We start from the raw sequence: 19,403 nt of genomic DNA, 5'->3' as shown, positions 1-19,403 counted from the left end.
AATTAATTCATATTTTTATAATAAAAATCTTTTTTTTTAGTAGTAGGAGGAGTAGAAACATCTGTTTCTTTTCTCTTACTATTATGATCAGACGTATCAGGATGTTTTATCATTTTACTAACACTCAGTATTATTCCAAAACTAAAAAAAGTAACCCACATAGAAGTCCCTCCAGCACTAATTAATGGTAAAGTTTGTCCTGTGACAGGAAATAATCCAACGGTGATTCCCATATTAATCAGTGCTTGATTGATAATCGGAAACCCGACAGCAAAGACTAATAAAGTACAAAAATAATTTTGTACTTTTGTTGCAATTATCATAATTCTAAGCAAAATAAGGAGATAAATAAACAAAAGAATAACTCCTCCTACAGATCCATATTCTTCTATAATAATAGCATAAATAAAATCTGAAGAAGATTGAGGAAGAAAAGCTTTTAAAACACTTTTCCCAGGACCACGTCCAAATTTATTTCCTAAAAAAATAGCTGTTTTGGATTGTTTCATTTGATAACTCTCTTCAGAGTTGTGATCCAAAAAATTTTCGATACGACTTTTCCACGTATAAACTCTATTTTTTGGATTTTTTTCTCCCCATTTTAGTACAAAATAAATGTATATACTTGCAGCTATGATTCCCATTAATAAAATACCTATAATTCCTGTAAATGGATATCCTCCTATAAAAAGTAAAATTAAAACTGAAATAAAAACAATAGCTGCTGTAGATCCATTAGATGGAAAAATAAGTCCAATAATAAAAAATATAGGAAAAATTAAAGGAAAAAAAGAATTCAAAAAATTTATTTTTTTATTTTCTTGAGATAAAAATCTAGCGCAATAAATAAAGAGAACAACTCCAGCAATATTAGAAGTTTGAAAAGAGATATTAATAATAGGAATATGCAACCAACGAGAAGCATTTACGCCATAGACTTCTCTTCCTTGACTAACAGTAAAAACAAGTAATATGAACACTATAGGCATTAAAAAGATAGAAAGATGATAAAAATATTTGTAGTCTATGAATTGAGTAAAAAAAAGAATGCAGAATCCTACTAACAAAAAAATAGCATGTTTGAATAGATAACTGAATACTGTATTTGTTCCTCCATATATAGACACTAAATTTGTACTCGCAGAGTAAACTGGTAAAAAAGAAAATATAGCTAATAAAGTGATAAAAGCCCACAGATATCTATCTCCTTTGATATATCTATTAAAAAAAATATCTATTTTTTTCATAGAAAAGATTTCTTACTTCTTGTTTAAATTTGTTTCCTCTTTCTTTATAATCTTGAAAAAGATCTAAACTAGAACATGCAGGAGATAAAATAATATTATCTCCACGAGTAGATAAAGTGTAAGCAATACGAACAGCCTTTTTCAGGTTATCCGTTTCCACAATAATATCTATGATTTCTTTAAAAAAATCTACAAATTTTTTATTTTGTTTTCCTAAACAAATTATTGCTTTGACTTTTTTTTTAACCAAGAGGACAAGTTCTCTATAATCATTTCCTTTATCTTTTCCTCCCGCAATCCATATTATAGGAGGATTCATGTTTTTTAATGCATAAAAAACAGCATTGACATTTGTTGCTTTAGAATCATTGATAAATTGCACTCCATTAATACTTAATACTTTTTCCATCCTATGTTTGATAGGTTTTAATTTTGATATAGTAGAGATTATTGATTTTTTTTGAATATTTAATGTTTCTGATATGGTGATTGAAGCCATAATATTATAAAGATTATGATCTCCTTTTAAAGGAATATTTTTTACATTTAAAATATCTCTTTCTTCATTTTCTTTTTTCTTAAAAAAAATATTATTCCATTTTATATAAGTTCCCACATGTAATTCTTTTTTAATAGAAAAAGGAATACATTTGGATTGAATAGAATATTTTTTCAATCCTTCTCTGATCATAGGATCATCGTAATTGTAAATCAAAAAATCTTCCCTTTTTTGAAGGGTTGCAATTTTAAATTTTGAAAAAATATACTCTTCAATATTATTATATCTATCTAAATGATCCCTTGTAATATTTAATATTACTGCAATATTAGAACGAAATTTTAAAAAATCATCTAGTTGAAAACTACTCAATTCTAAAACATAAACATCTTTTTTTTCTTTCTTTAGAGCTTCCCGTGAGAAACTACGTCCAATATTTCCTGCTATTCCTACACGAAGACCTTCTTTCTTAAGAATTCTGTAAACAATGAAACTGGTTGTCGTTTTTCCATTACTTCCTGTAATTCCAATAACATAAGAAGTTTTCAGATAACTTTTTACAAATTCCAACTCAGAAACAATAGGAATTTTCAAGTGATTAATTTTATTTATCAATGGATTTTTTACAGAAGAAATTCCAGGACTTTTTATTACTTTGAGTGCTTCTTTAGCTATTAAATTTTCTGTATGTCCATTTTCCTCAAAAGAAATTTTATTTTCTATTAAAATTCTTTTATATTTTTTTGGAATAACTGCAGAATCAGATACAAATGGAGTAAACCCCTTTTTTTTAGCTAGTAAAGCAGCTCCAACTCCGCTTTCTCTTCCTCCCAATACAACTATTAATTTCTTTTCCATTATTGTCATCATTATATAATGAACAAACCCAATACGATCATAGAAAGAATCACTTGTATAATAAAAAAACGATTGACAATTTTGCTTTCATGATATCCTAATTTTTGAAAATGATGATGTAAAGGAGCCATTAGAAAAATTCTTCTTCCTGTCCCATATTTTTTTTTAGAACATTTAAAATACAACACTTGTATTGTAACAGAAATATTTTCTATAAAAAAAATACCACATAAAATAGGAAGTATTAATTCTTTTCTAGTAAGAAACGCCAGTGTAGAAATAACTCCCCCTATAGTTAAACTTCCCGTATCCCCCATAAAAATTTGTGCTGGATATGTATTATACCAAAGAAATCCAATCAAAGATCCTAAAAAAGAAAAAGAGAATACAAATATTTCTCTGATATTAGGAATATCCTCATAAGATAATATTCTAGAAATAGATATTATTAAAAATAATGTGAGTAAAATAATAGAAGAAATTCCAGCTGTTAACCCATCCATTCCATCAGTAAGGTTAGCCCCATTGGATAATGAGATCGTCATGAAAATGACTATAGGAATAAAAATCAACCATGCATATTTTTCCCATTTCTTATTATACCATTTCAAAAGACAAGCATAGTCAAACTCATTGTTATGAACAATCCTAGGAATAGGAAGAGTTGTTTTCAAAGCATGTTCTTTTTCTACTACTGAAGAATATTTTTGAACGATTTTTATAGGATCTATTTTTTTTAAAATAGTAATATTTTTATGAAAAGACATAATACTTCCAATAAAAATTCCTAAAATTATTTGACCAAATATTTTCCCAATGACATTAAGTCCATTTTTATTATATTTGATTTTTATGTAATCATCTATAAAACCAAGACATCCCATATATAGTGTAGTCACAATCAAAATTATCACGTATACATTCTTCAATGTAGAAAAAAAAAATGTGGGAATTAATGCAGAAATTATGATTATAACCCCCCCCATTGTTGGAGTTCCTTCTTTTTCCTTTTGTCCAATTAACCCAAGGTCTCGTATATGTTCTCCTATTCTTTTTTTTCTATAATTCCATAGAATAATTTTTCTATTCAAAATTAATGCTATAAAAAGAGACAAAACAAAAGCAATTCCTGATCTTAATTTTAAAGAAATAGAATTTACAAAAGAATAATCAAGAATATTAAAAAAAAAACTATGAAAAATCATCATACTTATATACCTCTAATATTTTCATTTTAATAATGTTTTAACGATTTGCATATCGTCAAAAGGATAACGTTTTCCTTTTATTTCCTGATAATTTTCGTGTCCCTTTCCTGCTATAAGAATGATATCTTTTTTTTTTGAAATTTGAATTGCAGTTTGAATAGCTTTTTTTCTATTTATAACAGTTATAATAGCAGATTTTTTTAGATATGATCTGAATTTCTTCATATCTTTCAAAATTTGATTTGGATCCTCCTCTCTAGGATTATCTGATGTGAAAATAGATATATCACATGTTTCATAAACTCTTTTTCCCATTAAAGAACGTTTTTTTCTATCTCTATTTCCTCCACAACCTATTACACAAATTAATTTTTCATATTGTTTTTTCATTTTCTTAATAGTATTTAAAACGTTCTTTAATCCATCTGGATTATGAGCGTAATCAACAATTATACGTCTTTCTGAATGAGAGACAAATTGTTCAAAACGTCCTTTTATAGGTTGTATTGTTTTTATGATTTTCAATATTTCATGTTCTTTTTTTCCCAATAGCATAGCTGTTGCATAACTTGCTAATAAATTGTAAACATTAAATTCTCCAATCAAACGAGTAAAAAAAGTCTGTCCATTAATCATCAAATTGTTTCCATGAATATTTTTTTCTAAAATTTCTATATTATAATCTGCTTTTTTTTTTACTCCATAAAAATAAGTTTTTGACAAAACATTTCTTATGATCTTATGTGAATTTTTATCATCTGAATTAATTAATGCGAAAGAATTTTTATGCAAAAATTTTTCAAAAAAATCTCTTTTAGTTGAAAGATAATTTTCAAAAGATTTATGATAATCTAAGTGATCATGTGTAATATTAGTAAATACTCCACCTGTAAATAATAATCCTGAAATTCTTTTTTGATGAATTCCATGTGAACTAACTTCCATAAATGCATATTTACATTTTTTTTGTATAGATAGATTTAAATATTTATTGATTTCAATAATATTAGGTGTGGTATGAGGATATATAGTATAAAATTCCTCTAATAAAATTTTTATCCCCATGGTAGAAATAAGAATAGATTTTTCTCCCATCTTATAAAATAAGTGGTGAAGTATGGTTGCAACAGAAGTTTTTCCATTCGTTCCAGTAATTCCTACTAATTTTATTTTTTTTGTAGGATGATCATAAAAATTAGAAGAAATTACTCCTAAAGAATCCGTAGAATTTGGAACAAGGATATAGGTTACACTCTTGTGTAAGAGAAAAGGTTTTTTTTCACAAATTATAGCAGTAGCGCCTTTTTGGATCGCTTCCATAATAAATTGATGTCCATCTATTCTTTTGCCTTTATTGGCAACAAAAATCATATTTTTTTTGACTGTTTTAGAATTCATAGAAATTCCTTCTATCCATTTTAAAGAATCTCCTATTATTTCTAATACATTGACTTTTTCTAAAAGATGTTTTAATTTTTTTTTCATTCTTCTAATTCAAGAACTATTGTTTGATTTTTTTTCAATTTTTCTCCTGGTTTCACTGATTGATGAAGAACTTTTCCTATTCCATTATATTTTATATTTAACCCTTTATTTTCCAAAATAGGAATGATTTCTTTTCCAGGAACAGAGAGAAGGTTAGGCATAATTCCTTTTTCAATAATAGTAGAGTAAAAGTATTTTTTAGATTCTTTAATTTTTTTCAAAAAATCAATATTTGCTTTATTTGTTTTGGAAAACATTTTTTTTTCTGTTCTTGTGTAAATGTATCTAGCTATTTTATCAAAAATTGGAACTGCGACTTCTATTCCATAATATCTTTTTTTCGGCTTTGAAATCACAACAATACAGGAATATTTAGGAGCATGAGCAGGAAAATATCCTACAAAAGAACTATTATAATAATAAGCTGTTCTTTTATTTTTTTTATTAAAAATTGTTTTATTCTTATTTTTTTTATAAAAAGTCGTTAAAAATTTTCTTTTCCAATAATCTAATTGTGTAGTTCCAGTTTTCCCTGCATAAGGATATTCTGGATGATAATATTTCTTAGCTGTTCCATTTTTTACAACTCCTTCTAACATGTTTTGAATTTTTTTTAAAGATGTTTTTGACGCTATAGAAGGATTTATGATTATAGGTTTTGTATATTTTTTTATGCTTTTTCCATGAAATTTTATTTCTCTAATAAAAAGAGGTTTTATCATTTTTCCTCCATTTGCAATAGCATTATAAAAAGTAAGAATTTGCAAAGGAGTTAGTTTTATGTTGTATCCAAAAGTCATCCATGGTAATGTTAAATCACTCCAATTTTTTTCTCCAGGTTTTGGAATGAAAGGATCACTTTCTCCTGGAATATCTATTCCTATTTTTTGATTTAGTTTCCATTTGTATAAATGTTTTATAAATCCTTTTATATCATTTTTGTAATGATCCAAAATAATTTTTACCACTCCTATGTTTGAGGAACGTTCCAAAATCTGTTTTGGAGTCATTTTTTTTTCTCCTTTATAATGGGTGTCACGTATTTCTCTCCCTTTCAATTTGAAAACACCTCCTTCAGTATTGACAATCATATTTACATCTATTTTTTTATCTTCTAAAGCAGCAAGAATAGACATAGTCTTGAAAGTAGATCCAGGTTCATTTCCTTCCCATACGGCAAAATTTCTTAAATCTTCATAAGTATTTTTTTTTGTCCTTTCCAAATTCACCATAACAGGAATTTCTCCACTTTTTACATCCATGAGAACAACACATCCATGTTCTGCACGGGAAATGGATAACTCTTTAAGTAATGCATGGTAAGCAATATCTTGCAAAGATATATCTATAGTAGAATAAACATCTTTTCCATCTTCTGGATCTACTTCATTTTTCAATGGTTTCCATACTTTATAACTAATACGTTGTTCTAATCTTTTTCCATCTTTTTCTTTAAGATATTTACTAAAGGCACCTTCTAATCCAGCTTTTCCTCTATGGTCATCATATCCTAATGTTCTTTCTCCTACATTTTTCAATGTAGAAATTCTACATATTTTCTTTTCCACAATAAAACCTCCTCGTATTTGTCCTTGATTGAAAATAGGAAACTCACGTAATTTTTTTAAGGATGTATAATCCAAATTTTTTCCTAATAAAAAATATCTATTTCCCTTTTTTTTTTCTGATTTAAATTTTTTATAGAAAAAAGATTTTGGTTTTTTTAACAAACATTCCAAAGAATCACATAAAAAAAAAATATTCTCTCGAAATAATTTTTCTGAAATAGATTTAAAATCTATATGAACATCATATTTAATAACAGACATAGCTATAAGACTATTGTCAGAAGCATAAATATTTCCGCGTTTTGCTTTAATTAAATTGGTTCTAATAACAAATTTTCTATTTTTTTCTGAAGAATTTTGAATCTGGAATAAATTAAAAATAATTCTTGCCGCAAGAAACATGAATAGAAAACCAATTAAATAAGACTTATATAATGAAATATATCTTTTTTGTTTCATCATTTCTTTAAAGACTTAACTATACATATCTTGTTTTTCCTCTAAAATTAATTCGTATGGTGGTTCTTTTAAGTATTTCAACTTATTATCTAATTTCTTTTTTAAAGAAGATGCTAATTGTCTTTTCATACATTGACTATGTACATCTGCATACACAGATTTTAATTCTTTTATTTCTTCACTAATCTTAGTCATTTTTCTAATTTTTCTGTCCATGAGATGAGAACTAGTAATACTTATTAAAGAAAGCCCCGTCAGAAAAACAATAAAGTTCCAGCTACGATATGCATTTCCTTTAACTAAAAATTTTCCTTTCAGGATGTCTTTGATAGAAAAATTTTTCTTCATTTTATGATTATTTTGATTTTAATTAACAAATTAAAAATATTTTTATTGTTTTTCAGCAATTCTTAACCTAGCACTTCTAGATCTTGGATTATTTATAATTTCTAATCTATTTGGTTTAATAACTTTTTTATGTATCATTCTGAATGGAATCATATCATTATGAATATTTATAATTCCTTTTTTTTTAAGAAAAAAACCTGTTTTAAAAAAAGACTTTACAATTCTATCTTCTATTGAATGATATGAAATAATAGCAATTCTCCCTCCTTTTTGCATAATTTTAGAAGATTCTATCAATAAATTTTTTAAAAAGTTGATTTCATTATTAACTTCTATTCGTAGAGACTGAAAAAGTCTAGAAAAAAAATTTTTTTTCTCTTTAAAAGATACTTTTTTTAGAAAAAAAATTTTTTTTAAATCAAATGTTGTTTTAATAGGTTTGTTAAAACGTTCTCTTAATATTTTTTTTACAATTTTTTTTGCATTTTTAAATTCTCCATACTCATAAAACATATGAAATAATTTATCTTTAGAATATTTATTAATAATATATTGAGCAGAATAAGGATCATCTTGATTCATTCTCATATCCAAAATACAATTTCTTAATCTATAAGAAAATCCTCTAAGAGGATTTTCTATTTGTAAAGAAGAAATTCCTAAATCTGCTAATAACCCTGATACCTTTTTAATATGATTGCAATTTAATATATGTTTAATATGAATAAAATTATCATGAAATAAATGAAATCGTTCATCTTTTATAAAATTATTTTTAATTGCTTCCTTATCTTTATCCAAAGCAATTAAAGTTGCTCTTTTATCTAATCTCTTTAAAAGAGCATAAGAGTGTCCACCTCCACCGAAGGTAACATCTACATAAATTCCATTTTTATCTGTAATCAAATTCTCTATACTTTCTTTCAAAAGAACTGGATTATGAGAGTAAAAATCATGCCGTAAATTCATTTTTTATTTTGAATTCAAAAAAGACAAAGACAATATAATTTTTTATTTTTTTTAAAAAAAACTTGAAACTTCATTTTTATAATGATTTTTATATTGAATCATATAAGAAATAAGAAAACTATAAAATAGTTTGATTTATTTTATCAATTATGATCAAATCATCTTTTTTTTTTAGATAAAAAAATCTATTCCTAAATTTAGGAATTATTGTTAGTTATGATTGCTCCCTTTTTCATTATTATAGTCAGTAGTCTCAAAACATAATATAAGTAGTTAGTTAGAGGATACTGATCTGATCCATTCAGATACTAAGTTATACAAACAAAACCATAGGAATCAAAATTAGATGAATTTTTCAGTTCTAAGAAAAATAAATCATACATGTTTTTATATTTTTATAAAAAAAAGATTATAAATGAAAATACTTGATCGTTATATCATTCGTAATGTTCTTCTCACTTTTCTATTTATTATTATTGCAATACAAGTACTATCTGTTATTATTGATTTAACTTACAGAATCCACAGATTAGAAAGTAACCAAGGATCTATTAAAGAAGCTTTAATCCATTATTATCCATTTTGGTCGATATGGTTAGCTAATACTTTTTCTCCTATTGCTCTTTTTTTATCTGTTATATTTTTCTCTTCTAGATTAACTCAATATTCAGAATATATTCCTATTTTAGGAAGCGGAATTAGTTTCAAAAGAATAACAATTCCTTATCTAGTTTCATCTTCTATCATAGGACTGGGGAATTTTACAATAAACTATTCTCTTTTGCCTTTATCTAATAAAATAAAAAATAAATTTCATTATAAATATTTGGCAAGTCAAAAATATAAATATGGAAACATTCGAACAATAAGTACTCAAATATCTAAAAATGAATATATTTTTATTCGAAATTTTTCAAGAAAAAAAAATATTGGATATGAATGTGTTTATCAAAAATTTAATGGAAAAAGATTAGTATATATTCTAAAATCTAAAACCATTTTTTGGTCTATAAAATATAGGAAATATATTTTATCTAATTATATAGAAACCTATATAAGAAATAATAATAATAAAGATTTCTCTTCAACTTCAAAAGGAATTTATCTGGAGAAATATTTTTCTATTTCTCCAGAAGAACTCCTTCCTGAAGAATATATAGCAGAAACTATGACCACTCCTGAATTGAAAAAATTTATTGAAATAGAAAGAAAAAGAGGATCCAAAAATATTAATTCCCACTTAAATGAATATTATCAAAGAACAAGTTTGCCTTTTTCTACTTTAATTTTTACTATTTTAGGATTATCTATTTCATCAGTAAAAAAAAAAGGAGAAACAGAAAACAATCTTATGATTGGAATCATATTAGCTTTTTTATATGTTTTTTTCATAGAAATTACGAAAATATATTCAGAAAAAGATTATTTTCCTTCTTATTTATTCATTTGGCTGCCAAACGGTATTTTTGGAATAATTGCAATTTTTCTTTACTGTAAAAAAATCAATTAATTTCAAATCCTACTATATAAACTTGTCCATTTTGTTTAATGGATTTTATGGTCACATCTGTTACTGAACATTTTTTTAAAAGACGAGATAAGATTTGATCTACATCACTAGATGTTTCCATTTTTTCTCCATTAATAGATAAAATAATATCTCCTTCTTCCATTCCCATATTACTTAAACGACCTGGATTTATTTCTTTTATTCTAATTCCGTGATTAATCCCAAAATATTTTTTGTCTTCTTTTCCAACAGATTCAAAAGTTGCTCCCAGTAATTCATATGAACTAATTTCCTCTTTTTTTCTAATTTTCTTTCTTCCTTGTAAATCTCTTAAAGTTATATCAAAACTCTTTATTTTTCCATTTCTAATAAGACTTACTTTGACTTTATCTCCTGGATGTTTTGTCCCCACAATAAATGATAAATCAGCAAGATTTTGTATTCTCTTTCCATTTATACTTTTAATAATGTCTCCTTTTTTAATTCCTGCTTCATACGCACCACTTCCATTAAGAACTTCTCCAACCAAAAAACCTTGTTGTTGTTTTATATTTTTGTGTGTTTCATTATTATAAGCTTTTAAATATTCATCTTGAGAAAGATCCATTCCTTTAATTCCTAAAAATGCACGTTGCACAGTTCCATATTTTTTGATGTCCTGTATAACTTTTCTCACTAAATTAGAAGGAGCGGCAAAGCTATATCCTATAAAATTTCCAGAATTTGAAGAAATAGCAGTGTTAATTCCAATTAATTCTCCATTTGTATTAACTAATGCTCCTCCACTATTTCCAGGATTAACCGCTGCATCTGTTTGAAAAAAAGATTCTATAGCAGCTTGATTCTCCTCTCTCAAAATTCCTAGACTTCTATTTTTAGCACTTATAATTCCTGCAGTAACAGTAGAATTTAAATCAAAAGGATTTCCTATTGCCAAAACCCATTCTCCCACTTTCACTTTATTAGAATCTGAAAAATAAATGAAAGGCAAATTATTCTCATTTATTTTTAACAATGCAATATCTGTACTAGGATCTGATCCAATTAATTTTGCTCTATAAGATCTTTGATTATTAAGAGTTATTTCTATTTTGTCTGCATCTTTTACGACATGATTGTTAGTTACAATATATCCATTAGGAGATATAATCACTCCAGATCCATGAAGTCCTATAAAATCATTTTTTTGAGAAGTTTTTTCTTTTTCTCCAAAGGAATCATCAGGAAATCCAAAGAAAAAGTCAAACGGATCCATTCTTCCATTTCCTCTTACATTAGATTTTCTAGAATAATTTTTTACATTAACTACTGCATGTATAGTTTTTTCCACAACTCTAGTGAAATCAGGGTATCCTGTTGTAGTAGCAGAACTACTAACTAAAGAGGCTGAAGGATTTGATGACGTTTTCATCAAAGAAGGGGAAATGACAGATGACGATGGAAAAGGAAAAGATTCTTCGTTAGAATATTTTTTGTAAGCAGCAATAGTTACTACTGAACTCATTAAACTGCTAATGATAATGTAAGTGATTATTTTCTTCATAATCATAACTTTTGAAAGTTTGTATAATAAACTATAATCTTAGATCTTTGTAATCAATCAATATACAATACATATAAACAAATACAACACAAATATATAAATTTGTTGAAACAATAATAAATAAAAATTAAACTTTTTTTTAGTAAAAAAGTTTAAAAAATTATATTAACTTCTATCTATTAACTTCATTATTGTGAATTGAATTATTTTGAATTATTGTGAATTGAATTATTTTGAATTATTGTGAATTGAATTATTGTGAAAATAGATTTTTTTAAATTTCAGGGGACAGGAAATGATTTTATTTTAATAGATATTAGAAACAAAAACAAAGAAACACAGATTCAGAAAGAAAATCATTTTTTAAAAAAATTATGTGATAGACATTTTGGAATTGGAGCAGATGGAATTATTTTCATTAAAAATGATTCCAAAAGTGATTTTTATATGAAATATTATAATTCTGATGGAAAAGAAAGCACAATGTGTGGAAATGGAGGACGTTGTGCCGTTTCTTTTTCAAGAAAATTAGAAATCACAAAAAAAAATAAAATCTATTTCAAAGCTGTAGATGGATATCATTATGGAATAATAAAAAATAAAGATTTAATTTCTGTAAAGTTACTTGATATAGATAGAAATATGATAAAAAAAGTTGCTAATTCTAATAATCATGTTTTTTTGAACACAGGTTCTCCACATCATATTTTTTTTATAAAAGAAAAAGACATAAAAAAAATAGATGTTTTCAAACGTGGAAAAATTATACGATTTCACAATTTTTATTCTAAAATAGGTGGAGTTAATGTAAATTTTGTAAAAATACTTAAAAACAACATTTTACAAGTTCGTACTTATGAAAGAGGTGTAGAAAATGAAACTTTATCCTGTGGAACAGGAATTGTTGCTTCTGTAATCGCAGCATATGAAATAAATGAAATAAAAAAAAATCATTCAGAAAAAAAAAACACTCATCAAGAATTTTTAGTTCATACTTTTGGAGGAAAATTGTGGGTTTCATTTCAAAAAACACAAAACAAATATAAAGAAATTTATTTAACTGGTTCTGTTAAATTTGTATTTAAAGGTTGTATTAATTTAATGTCATGAAAAAAAAAGATTTTTATTCTATAAGTGAAGAGTCTCTAAAATTTTTAAAAAATTATTTAAATAGTTTTTCTCCAACAGGAGATGAAAATGAAGGACAAAAAATATGGAAAAGTTACATCTCTACTTATGTAGAGAAAGTAGAAACGGATTTATATGGAACAGCAGTAGGGATAATTAATCCTAATTCTTCATATAAATTAATTATTGAAGCACATGCAGATGAAATATCTTGGTATGTGAATTATATAACAGATAATGGAATTATTTATGTATCTAGAAATGGAGGATCAGATCATCAAATAGCTCCATCTAAAAGAGTCATTATACATACAGAAAACGGATATATACATGGAATATTTGGTTGGCCTGCTATTCATACAAGAAAATTTTTAGAAGAAAAATCCCCAAATATAGATAATCTATTCGTGGATATAGGTGCTTTAAATAAAAAAGAAGTTTCTCAAATGGGAGTTCATGTTGGTTGTGTAATAACTTATCCTGATCAATTTTTTATTATGAACAAGAATTATTTTGTTTCTAGAGCGTTAGATAATAAAATAGGAGGATTTATAATTGCCGAAGTCGCAAAAATGATAAAGGAATATCAACATAATTTTGAATTTGGATTATACGTAGTAAATTCTGTTCAAGAAGAAATAGGATTAAAAGGAGCTAAAATGATTTCCAATACAATTCAACCTAATATAGCTATAGTTACTGATGTTACACATGATACTTCTACTCCTATGATTGATAAAAAAATCCAAGGAGATGTTAAATGTGGAAAAGGTCCTGTTATTGGATATGCACCTTCAATACAAAAAAATCTTAGAGAACTTATTATTAATACTGCTAAAAGTAAAAAAATTTCCTTTCAACGTTTAGTTTCATCTAGATCTACTGGAACAGATACAGATGCTTTCGCTTATTCAAATAAAGGAGTCGCATCTGCATTAATATCTATTCCTCTCAGATATATGCATACGACAGTAGAAATGATTCATAAAGAAGATGTAGAGAAAACTATACAATTAATTTTTGAAATTTTAAAAGAAATTAATCAAAATAAAATTTGTCATTTATTAAATCGAAAATGAATAATATCCCCATCTTGGAGAAAAGAATTTTTTCCTGCTAAAAACATTTTTCCTGCTTTTTTTGCATTTTCTAATGAACCATATTTGATAAAATCATTGTAATGAATGACTTCTGCACATAGGAATCCTTTTTTTAAATCTGTATGTATTACAGAAGATGCTTGATAAGCAGTCCAGTGATTTGGAATAGACCATCCGCGAATTTCTTTTTTTCCTATTGTAAAAAAAGTTTGCAGATTTAATAGTTCATATGCTTTTTTTATTAATTTATAAATTCCAGATTCATGGAAATTTTCTTTATTATTTTTTTTTATTATTGATTTGTTTTTTAACGATAAAATTATCGTATGAGATTTTTCTTTTTTTCCCATTTCCTTTATAGTTTTTAGAAAAAAACAATTTTGATTGTCATCTATATTGCATACATATATAACAGGTTTTATTGTCAATAAATGCAAATTTTTTATGTATTCTTTTTCATGACTTTTAAAAGGAAACATCCTAATATTTTTTCCTTCTTTTAAAAAAGAAAAAACTTTTTTTAATAGAATATAAGATTGATCGATTTTATTTTTTTTCATTTTATCTAATCTTTTTTCTATTGTTTCTAAATCTTTTAACTGTAATTCTAAATCAATGATTTCTTTATCTCGAATAGGGTCAATAGATTTTTCTACATGAAGAACACTAATATCAGTGAAAAATCGGATCATATGAATGAGAATATTTGTTTCCCGAATATGAGATAAGAATTTATTTCCTAATCCATCTCCTTTATGGGAACCTTTAATTAATCCAGCAATATCTACAATTTTTATTTTGTATGGAATTATTCTTATTGGATTAATGATCTTTTTGAGTTCATACAATCTTTTGTCTGGAACACTTACGATTCCATAATTTGGTTCTATGGTACAAAAAGGGAAATTTTCTGATAAAACTTCATTATTAGAAATAATATTAAAAAGTGTTGATTTTCCTGTATTTGGAAGTCCAATAATTCCACATTTCATGTAATAAAAAATTTTCAAATAACTGACAAATTATTATGTTCAATTTGGATTTGTTTTTTTTATCTTATTTGTTTTAAATCTGTTTCATTTTTTACATATGAAAAAAGAAATGCCATTTTTGGAACATATAGAAGAATTAAGAAAACATGTGATTCACAGTCTATGTGCTATTATAATAGCAATGGTTTTATTAATGAATAATAAACATATTCTATTTGATTATATTCTTTTTGGTCCTGCAAAAACGGATTTTATTACTTATCGCATGTTTTCCAAATTAGAAAATTTTTTATTCAAAAAAAAATCCATTTTCCATTTTTCTAAAAACTTGGAAATACAAAATAGAAAAATATTCGGTCAATTTAATACATATGTATGGACTTGTTTTATAGGAGGAATTATCTTGTCCTTTCCTTATGTTTTTTATGAATTTTGGAAGTTTATAAAACCTGCTCTTTCTGAGAAAGAAAAAAAATATTCTCAAAAAATCATTGCAATTGTTACATTTTTATTTTCATTAGGGATCTTTTTCGGTTATTTTGTGTTATGTCCGTTTTTAATTTATTTTGGTTATTCTTTTAAAATAAGTTCATTTCCAAGAAATGTATTTGATTTATCTGATTACATATCTCTTATGATGCATTCTATATTATCTATGGGAATTACTTTTCTTTTTCCAGTTTTTATATATTTCTTAACAAAAATAGAATTGTTATCTTATTCCTTTTTAAAAAAGTATAGAAAACATGCTTTTTTAATCATATTTATTATTGCTTCTGCAATTACTCCTGGAGATATTTTAAGCACAATAATTGTTTTAATTCCTTTGATTATTCTTTATCAATTGAGTCTTTATATTTCCTTTTCTCTTTCTAAGAAGAATTAAGAAAAAACCTCTTGATCGAGAGGTTTTTTCTTAATTCTTAGTTTATTTTTTTATAATGATTTCAACACGTTTTCCTTTATTTTTACATTTTATAAATCTTTTCATTTTTATCCTATAAGGAGATACTCCTTTAGAAACTAAAAATTTAAAAACGGAAGAAGCTCTTTTCATGGCTAAAGTTTTGTTAAAGGAAGATTTTCCATGAATATCTGTGCATCCAATTATATAAAATTTTGAATTAGGAATTTTTTTTATCATAATTTCAGCTGCTTCATTAAGAATAGAAATAGAATTAGAAGATAATGTATGTTGACCAGTATTAAATAAAATAGGTCTAAAAATTATATTCTGATTAGGACATCCATTATTTTTCCTTCTTCCAAATTCTTTTGGACATTTATCTTCATAATCTGGAATATTATCTGAATCTGTATCAGGACATCCATGAAATTTTTTTAATCCAAATTGATCAGGACATAAATCTTTTTTATCTGGAATTCGATCTTCATCTTGATCTTCTTCTCCTTCACAGCAATTTTTTTCATTATCTGGGATAGTAAGTGTTTTTTCTTTAAGGTCAAGAGGGGAAGAAAGTGTCGTAGTAGAAGTAGTATTTTCTTCTTTTTTTTCTTTAAGGTCAAGAGGGGAAGAAAGTGTCGTAGTAGAAGTAGTATTTTCTTCTTTTTTTTCTTTAAGGTCAAGAGGGGAAGAAAGTGTCGTAGTAGAAGTAGTATTTTCTTCTTTTTTTTCTTTAAGGTCAAGAGGGGAAGAAAGTGTCGTAGTAGAAGTAGTATTTTCTTCTTTTTTTTCTTTAAGGTCAAGAGGGGAAGAAAGTGTCGTAGTAGAAGTAGTATTTTCTTCTTTTTTTTCTTTAAGGTCAAGAGGGGAAGAAAGTGTCGTAGTAGAAGTAGTATTTTCTTCTTTTTTTTCTTTAAGGTCAAGAGGGGAAGAAAGTGTCGTAGTAGAAGTAGTATTTTCTTCTTTTTTTTCTTTAAGGTCAAGAGGGGAAGAAAGTGTCGTAGTAGAAGTAGTATTTTCTTCTTTTTTTTCTTTAAGGTCAAGAGGGGAAGAAAGTGTCGTAGTAGAAGTAGTATTTTCTTCTTTTTTTTCTTTAAGGTCAAGAGGGGAAGAAAGTGTCGTAGTAGAAGTAGTATTTTCTTCTTTTTTTTCTTTAAGGTCAAGAGGGGAAGAAAGTGTCGTAGTAGAAGTAGTATTTTCTTCTTTTTTTTCTTTAAGGTCAAGAGGGGAAGAAAGTGTCGTAGTAGAAGTAGTATTTTCTTCTTTTTTTTCTTTAAGGTCAAGAGGGGAAGAAAGTGTCGTAGTAGAAGTAGTATTTTCTTCTTTTTTTTCTTTAAGGTCAAGAGGGGAAGAAAGTGTCGTAGTAGAAGTAGTATTTTCTTCTTTTTTTTCTTTAAGGTCAAGAGGGGAAGAAAGTGTCGTAGTAGAAGTAGTATTTTCTTCTTTTTTTTCTTTAAGGTCAAGAGGGGAAGAAAGTGTCGTAGTAGAAGTAGTATTTTCTTCTTTTTTTTCTTTAAGGTCAAGAGGGGAAGAAAGTGTCGTAGTAGAAGTAGTATTTTCTTCTTTTTTTTCTTTAAGGTCAAGAGGGGAAGAAAGTGTCGTAGTAGAAGTAGTATTTTCTTCTTTTTTTTCTTTAAGGTCAAGAGGGGAAGAAAGTGTCGTAGTAGAAGTAGTATTTTCTTCTTTTTTTTCTTTAAGGTCAAGAGGGGAAGAAAGTGTCGTAGTAGAAGTAGTATTTTCTTCTTTTTTTTCTTTAAGGTCAAGAGGGGAAGAAAGTGTCGTAGTAGAAGTAGTATTTTCTTCTTTTTTTTCTTTAAGGTCAAGAGGGGAAGAAAGTGTCGTAGTAGAAGTAGTATTTTCTTCTTTTTTTTCTTTAAGGTCAAGAGGGGAAGAAAGTGTCGTAGTAGAAGTAGTATTTTCTTCTTTTTTTTCTTTAAGGTCAAGAGGGGAAGAAAGTGTCGTAGTAGAAGTAGTATTTTCTTCTTTTTTTTCTTTAAGGTCAAGAGGGGAAGAAAGTGTCGTAGTAGAAGTAGTATTTTCTTCTTTTTTTTCTTTAAGGTCAAGAGGGGAAGAAAGTGTCGTAGTAGAAGTAGTATTTTCTTCTTTTTTTTCTTTAAGGTCAAGAGGGGAAGAAAGTGTCGTAGTAGAAGTAGTATTTTCTTCTTTTTTTTCTTTAAGGTCAAGAGGGGAAGAAAGTGTCGTAGTAGAAGTAGTATTTTCTTCTTTTTTTTCTTTAAGGTCAAGAGGGGAAGAAAGTGTCGTAGTAGAAGTAGTATTTTCTTCTTTTTTTTCTTTAAGGTCAAGAGGGGAAGAAAGTGTCGTAGTAGAAGTAGTATTTTCTTCTTTTTTTTCTTTAAGGTCAAGAGGGGAAGAAAGTGTCGTAGTAGAAGTAGTATTTTCTTCTTTTTTTTCTTTAAGGTCAAGAGGGGAAGAAAGTGTCGTAGTAGAAGTAGTATTTTCTTCTTTTTTTTCTTTAAGGTCAAGAGGGGAAGAAAGTGTCGTAGTAGAAGTAGTATTTTCTTCTTTTTTTTCTTTAAGGTCAAGAGGGGAAGAAAGTGTCGTAGTAGAAGTAGTATTTTCTTCTTTTTTTTCTTTAAGGTCAAGAGGGGAAGAAAGTGTCGTAGTAGAAGTAGTATTTTCTTCTTTTTTTTCTTTAAGGTCAAGAGGGGAAGAAAGTGTCGTAGTAGAAGTAGTATTTTCTTCTTTTTTTTCTTTAAGGTCAAGAGGGGAAGAAAGTGTCGTAGTAGAAGTAGTATTAGTAAGTGTTTTTTCTTTAAGGTCAAGAGGGGAAGAAAGTGTCGTAGTAGAAGTAGTATTTTCTTCTTTTTTTTCTTTTTCTATATCAGTAATTTCTTTATTTTCTTTTTGTTTTTCCTTTTCATTTTTTTTAATTTTAATATAATCATCATCATAATGATCATCATTGTTTCCAAAACGAAATGTTAATCCCACAGAATGTCCCCAAAAATTCAAATAGTCTTTAGAAAGATATGAAATAACATAATTGTAATCACTTTGAACATTTAACCCCACATTAGAAACAATCCAAAAATTTATTCCCAATCCTCCATTAAACAGAACAAAATGTTTTTGATTTAACTTATAGAAATTTGAATTGTCAGTTTTTAATTTTAACATGCTATTTTCGTAATTATATTGATGATATCCTCCTCCTAATCTCAAATAAGGATCAATTTTATATTTTGAAAATAGATGAATATTCATTCCATGAATGAATTTCACAAAAAAATAATCCATTTTATTCCATCTCTGATTATCAACCATTCCTAACATACTATTCAAATAAAAACCTATTCTTCTATTGAAAAAATATCCGATTTCTACATCGGAAAAAAAAGGATTAATTGTATTGTTTTTTTTTTCAAAAAAATCTAATAAAGTTGATTTGGCAGTAAAAATAGATCTATTTTTAGGAATAGGATAATAATTTATATCATGCGATCTTATTTTAATAAACCATTTATACTTTTTAGTATAAGATTGAGAAAATAAAAACGAAAAAAATGAAAGAAAAATAAATAAAGTAATAATAAAAAAATTGACGTTTTTCATAAAACTATATAA

General features: G+C 26.3%; 14 protein-coding genes. 4 read left to right on the top strand and 10 right to left on the bottom strand.

The window, feature by feature from the left end:
• Positions 1 to 2: 2 nt before the first annotated feature.
• The 7 genes from H0H77_RS01240 to rsmH are packed head-to-tail and all read right to left on the bottom strand — an operon-like array spanning position 3 to position 8,641.
• Positions 3 to 1,247, bottom strand: a complete 1,245-nt coding sequence (locus H0H77_RS01240; protein ID WP_185851786.1) for an FtsW/RodA/SpoVE family cell cycle protein — start codon at positions 1,245 to 1,247, stop codon at positions 3 to 5.
• The gene (murD, locus tag H0H77_RS01235; protein ID WP_185851850.1) at positions 1,222 to 2,604 is read right to left on the bottom strand and encodes a UDP-N-acetylmuramoyl-L-alanine--D-glutamate ligase; all 1,383 of its coding nucleotides are present in this window, start codon (positions 2,602 to 2,604) and stop codon (positions 1,222 to 1,224) included. The genes H0H77_RS01240 and murD overlap by 26 nt, the downstream gene beginning before the upstream one ends.
• Positions 2,605 to 2,615: 11 nt before the next feature.
• Positions 2,616 to 3,809, bottom strand: a complete 1,194-nt coding sequence (gene mraY, locus H0H77_RS01230; RefSeq protein ID WP_394366559.1) for a phospho-N-acetylmuramoyl-pentapeptide-transferase — start codon at positions 3,807 to 3,809, stop codon at positions 2,616 to 2,618.
• Between the two features lie 24 nt (positions 3,810 to 3,833).
• Positions 3,834 to 5,297: a UDP-N-acetylmuramoyl-L-alanyl-D-glutamate--2,6-diaminopimelate ligase gene (locus H0H77_RS01225; RefSeq protein ID WP_185851784.1), complete on the bottom strand. Its 1,464-nt coding sequence runs from the start codon at positions 5,295 to 5,297 to the stop codon at positions 3,834 to 3,836.
• Positions 5,294 to 7,327, bottom strand: coding sequence for a penicillin-binding protein (locus tag H0H77_RS01220; RefSeq protein ID WP_185851783.1), 2,034 nt, complete (start codon positions 7,325 to 7,327; stop codon positions 5,294 to 5,296). The genes H0H77_RS01225 and H0H77_RS01220 overlap by 4 nt, the downstream gene beginning before the upstream one ends.
• Before the next feature lie 12 nt (positions 7,328 to 7,339).
• The gene (locus H0H77_RS01215; RefSeq protein ID WP_185851782.1) at positions 7,340 to 7,672 is read right to left on the bottom strand and encodes an FtsL-like putative cell division protein; all 333 of its coding nucleotides are present in this window, start codon (positions 7,670 to 7,672) and stop codon (positions 7,340 to 7,342) included.
• Positions 7,673 to 7,714: 42 nt separating this feature from the next.
• On the bottom strand, positions 7,715 to 8,641 hold the full coding sequence (gene rsmH, locus H0H77_RS01210; protein ID WP_185851781.1) for a 16S rRNA (cytosine(1402)-N(4))-methyltransferase RsmH: 927 nt from the start codon (positions 8,639 to 8,641) through the stop codon (positions 7,715 to 7,717).
• Positions 8,642 to 9,056: 415 nt separating this feature from the next.
• Here rsmH and H0H77_RS01205 point away from each other — a divergent pair, with 415 nt between their 5' ends.
• On the top strand, positions 9,057 to 10,151 hold the full coding sequence (locus H0H77_RS01205; RefSeq protein WP_185851780.1) for an LptF/LptG family permease: 1,095 nt from the start codon (positions 9,057 to 9,059) through the stop codon (positions 10,149 to 10,151).
• On the opposite strand, the gene H0H77_RS01200 is transcribed toward H0H77_RS01205, so the two are convergent.
• The gene (locus tag H0H77_RS01200; protein WP_185851779.1) at positions 10,144 to 11,694 is read right to left on the bottom strand and encodes a Do family serine endopeptidase; all 1,551 of its coding nucleotides are present in this window, start codon (positions 11,692 to 11,694) and stop codon (positions 10,144 to 10,146) included. The two genes, H0H77_RS01205 and H0H77_RS01200, sit on opposite strands and share 8 nt — an antisense overlap.
• 258 nt (positions 11,695 to 11,952) lie before the next feature.
• Here H0H77_RS01200 and dapF point away from each other — a divergent pair, with 258 nt between their 5' ends.
• Together dapF and H0H77_RS01190 are read left to right on the top strand one after the other, a co-directional pair.
• Complete coding sequence (dapF, locus tag H0H77_RS01195; RefSeq protein WP_185851778.1) at positions 11,953 to 12,804, top strand: diaminopimelate epimerase; 852 nt, start codon at positions 11,953 to 11,955, stop codon at positions 12,802 to 12,804.
• Positions 12,801 to 13,901 carry a M42 family metallopeptidase gene (locus tag H0H77_RS01190; RefSeq protein ID WP_185851777.1) on the top strand — a complete coding sequence of 367 codons (1,101 nt, stop codon included), beginning with the start codon at positions 12,801 to 12,803 and terminating at the stop codon, positions 13,899 to 13,901. Before dapF ends, H0H77_RS01190 begins: the two co-directional genes overlap by 4 nt.
• Here the strand turns inward: H0H77_RS01190 and ychF are convergent.
• Complete coding sequence (gene ychF, locus H0H77_RS01185) at positions 13,880 to 14,914, bottom strand: redox-regulated ATPase YchF (RefSeq protein ID WP_185851776.1); 1,035 nt, start codon at positions 14,912 to 14,914, stop codon at positions 13,880 to 13,882. The genes H0H77_RS01190 and ychF overlap by 22 nt on opposite strands.
• Positions 14,915 to 15,011: 97 nt before the next feature.
• Between ychF and tatC the strand changes: the two genes are divergently transcribed.
• On the top strand, positions 15,012 to 15,800 hold the full coding sequence (tatC, locus tag H0H77_RS01180) for a twin-arginine translocase subunit TatC (RefSeq protein WP_185851775.1): 789 nt from the start codon (positions 15,012 to 15,014) through the stop codon (positions 15,798 to 15,800).
• A 42-nt stretch (positions 15,801 to 15,842) separates the two neighbouring features.
• Here the strand turns inward: tatC and H0H77_RS01175 are convergent, their stop codons facing one another.
• On the bottom strand, positions 15,843 to 19,391 hold the full coding sequence (locus H0H77_RS01175) for an OmpA family protein (protein WP_238783810.1): 3,549 nt from the start codon (positions 19,389 to 19,391) through the stop codon (positions 15,843 to 15,845).
• Positions 19,392 to 19,403 lie beyond the last annotated feature (12 nt).

This window comes from Blattabacterium cuenoti (assembly GCF_014251255.1).
GTDB lineage: Bacteria > Bacteroidota > Bacteroidia > Flavobacteriales > Blattabacteriaceae > Blattabacterium > Blattabacterium cuenoti_W.
The sequence above is the reverse complement of the archived record's forward strand: the minus strand, read 5'-3'. Positions and strand labels throughout refer to the sequence as shown.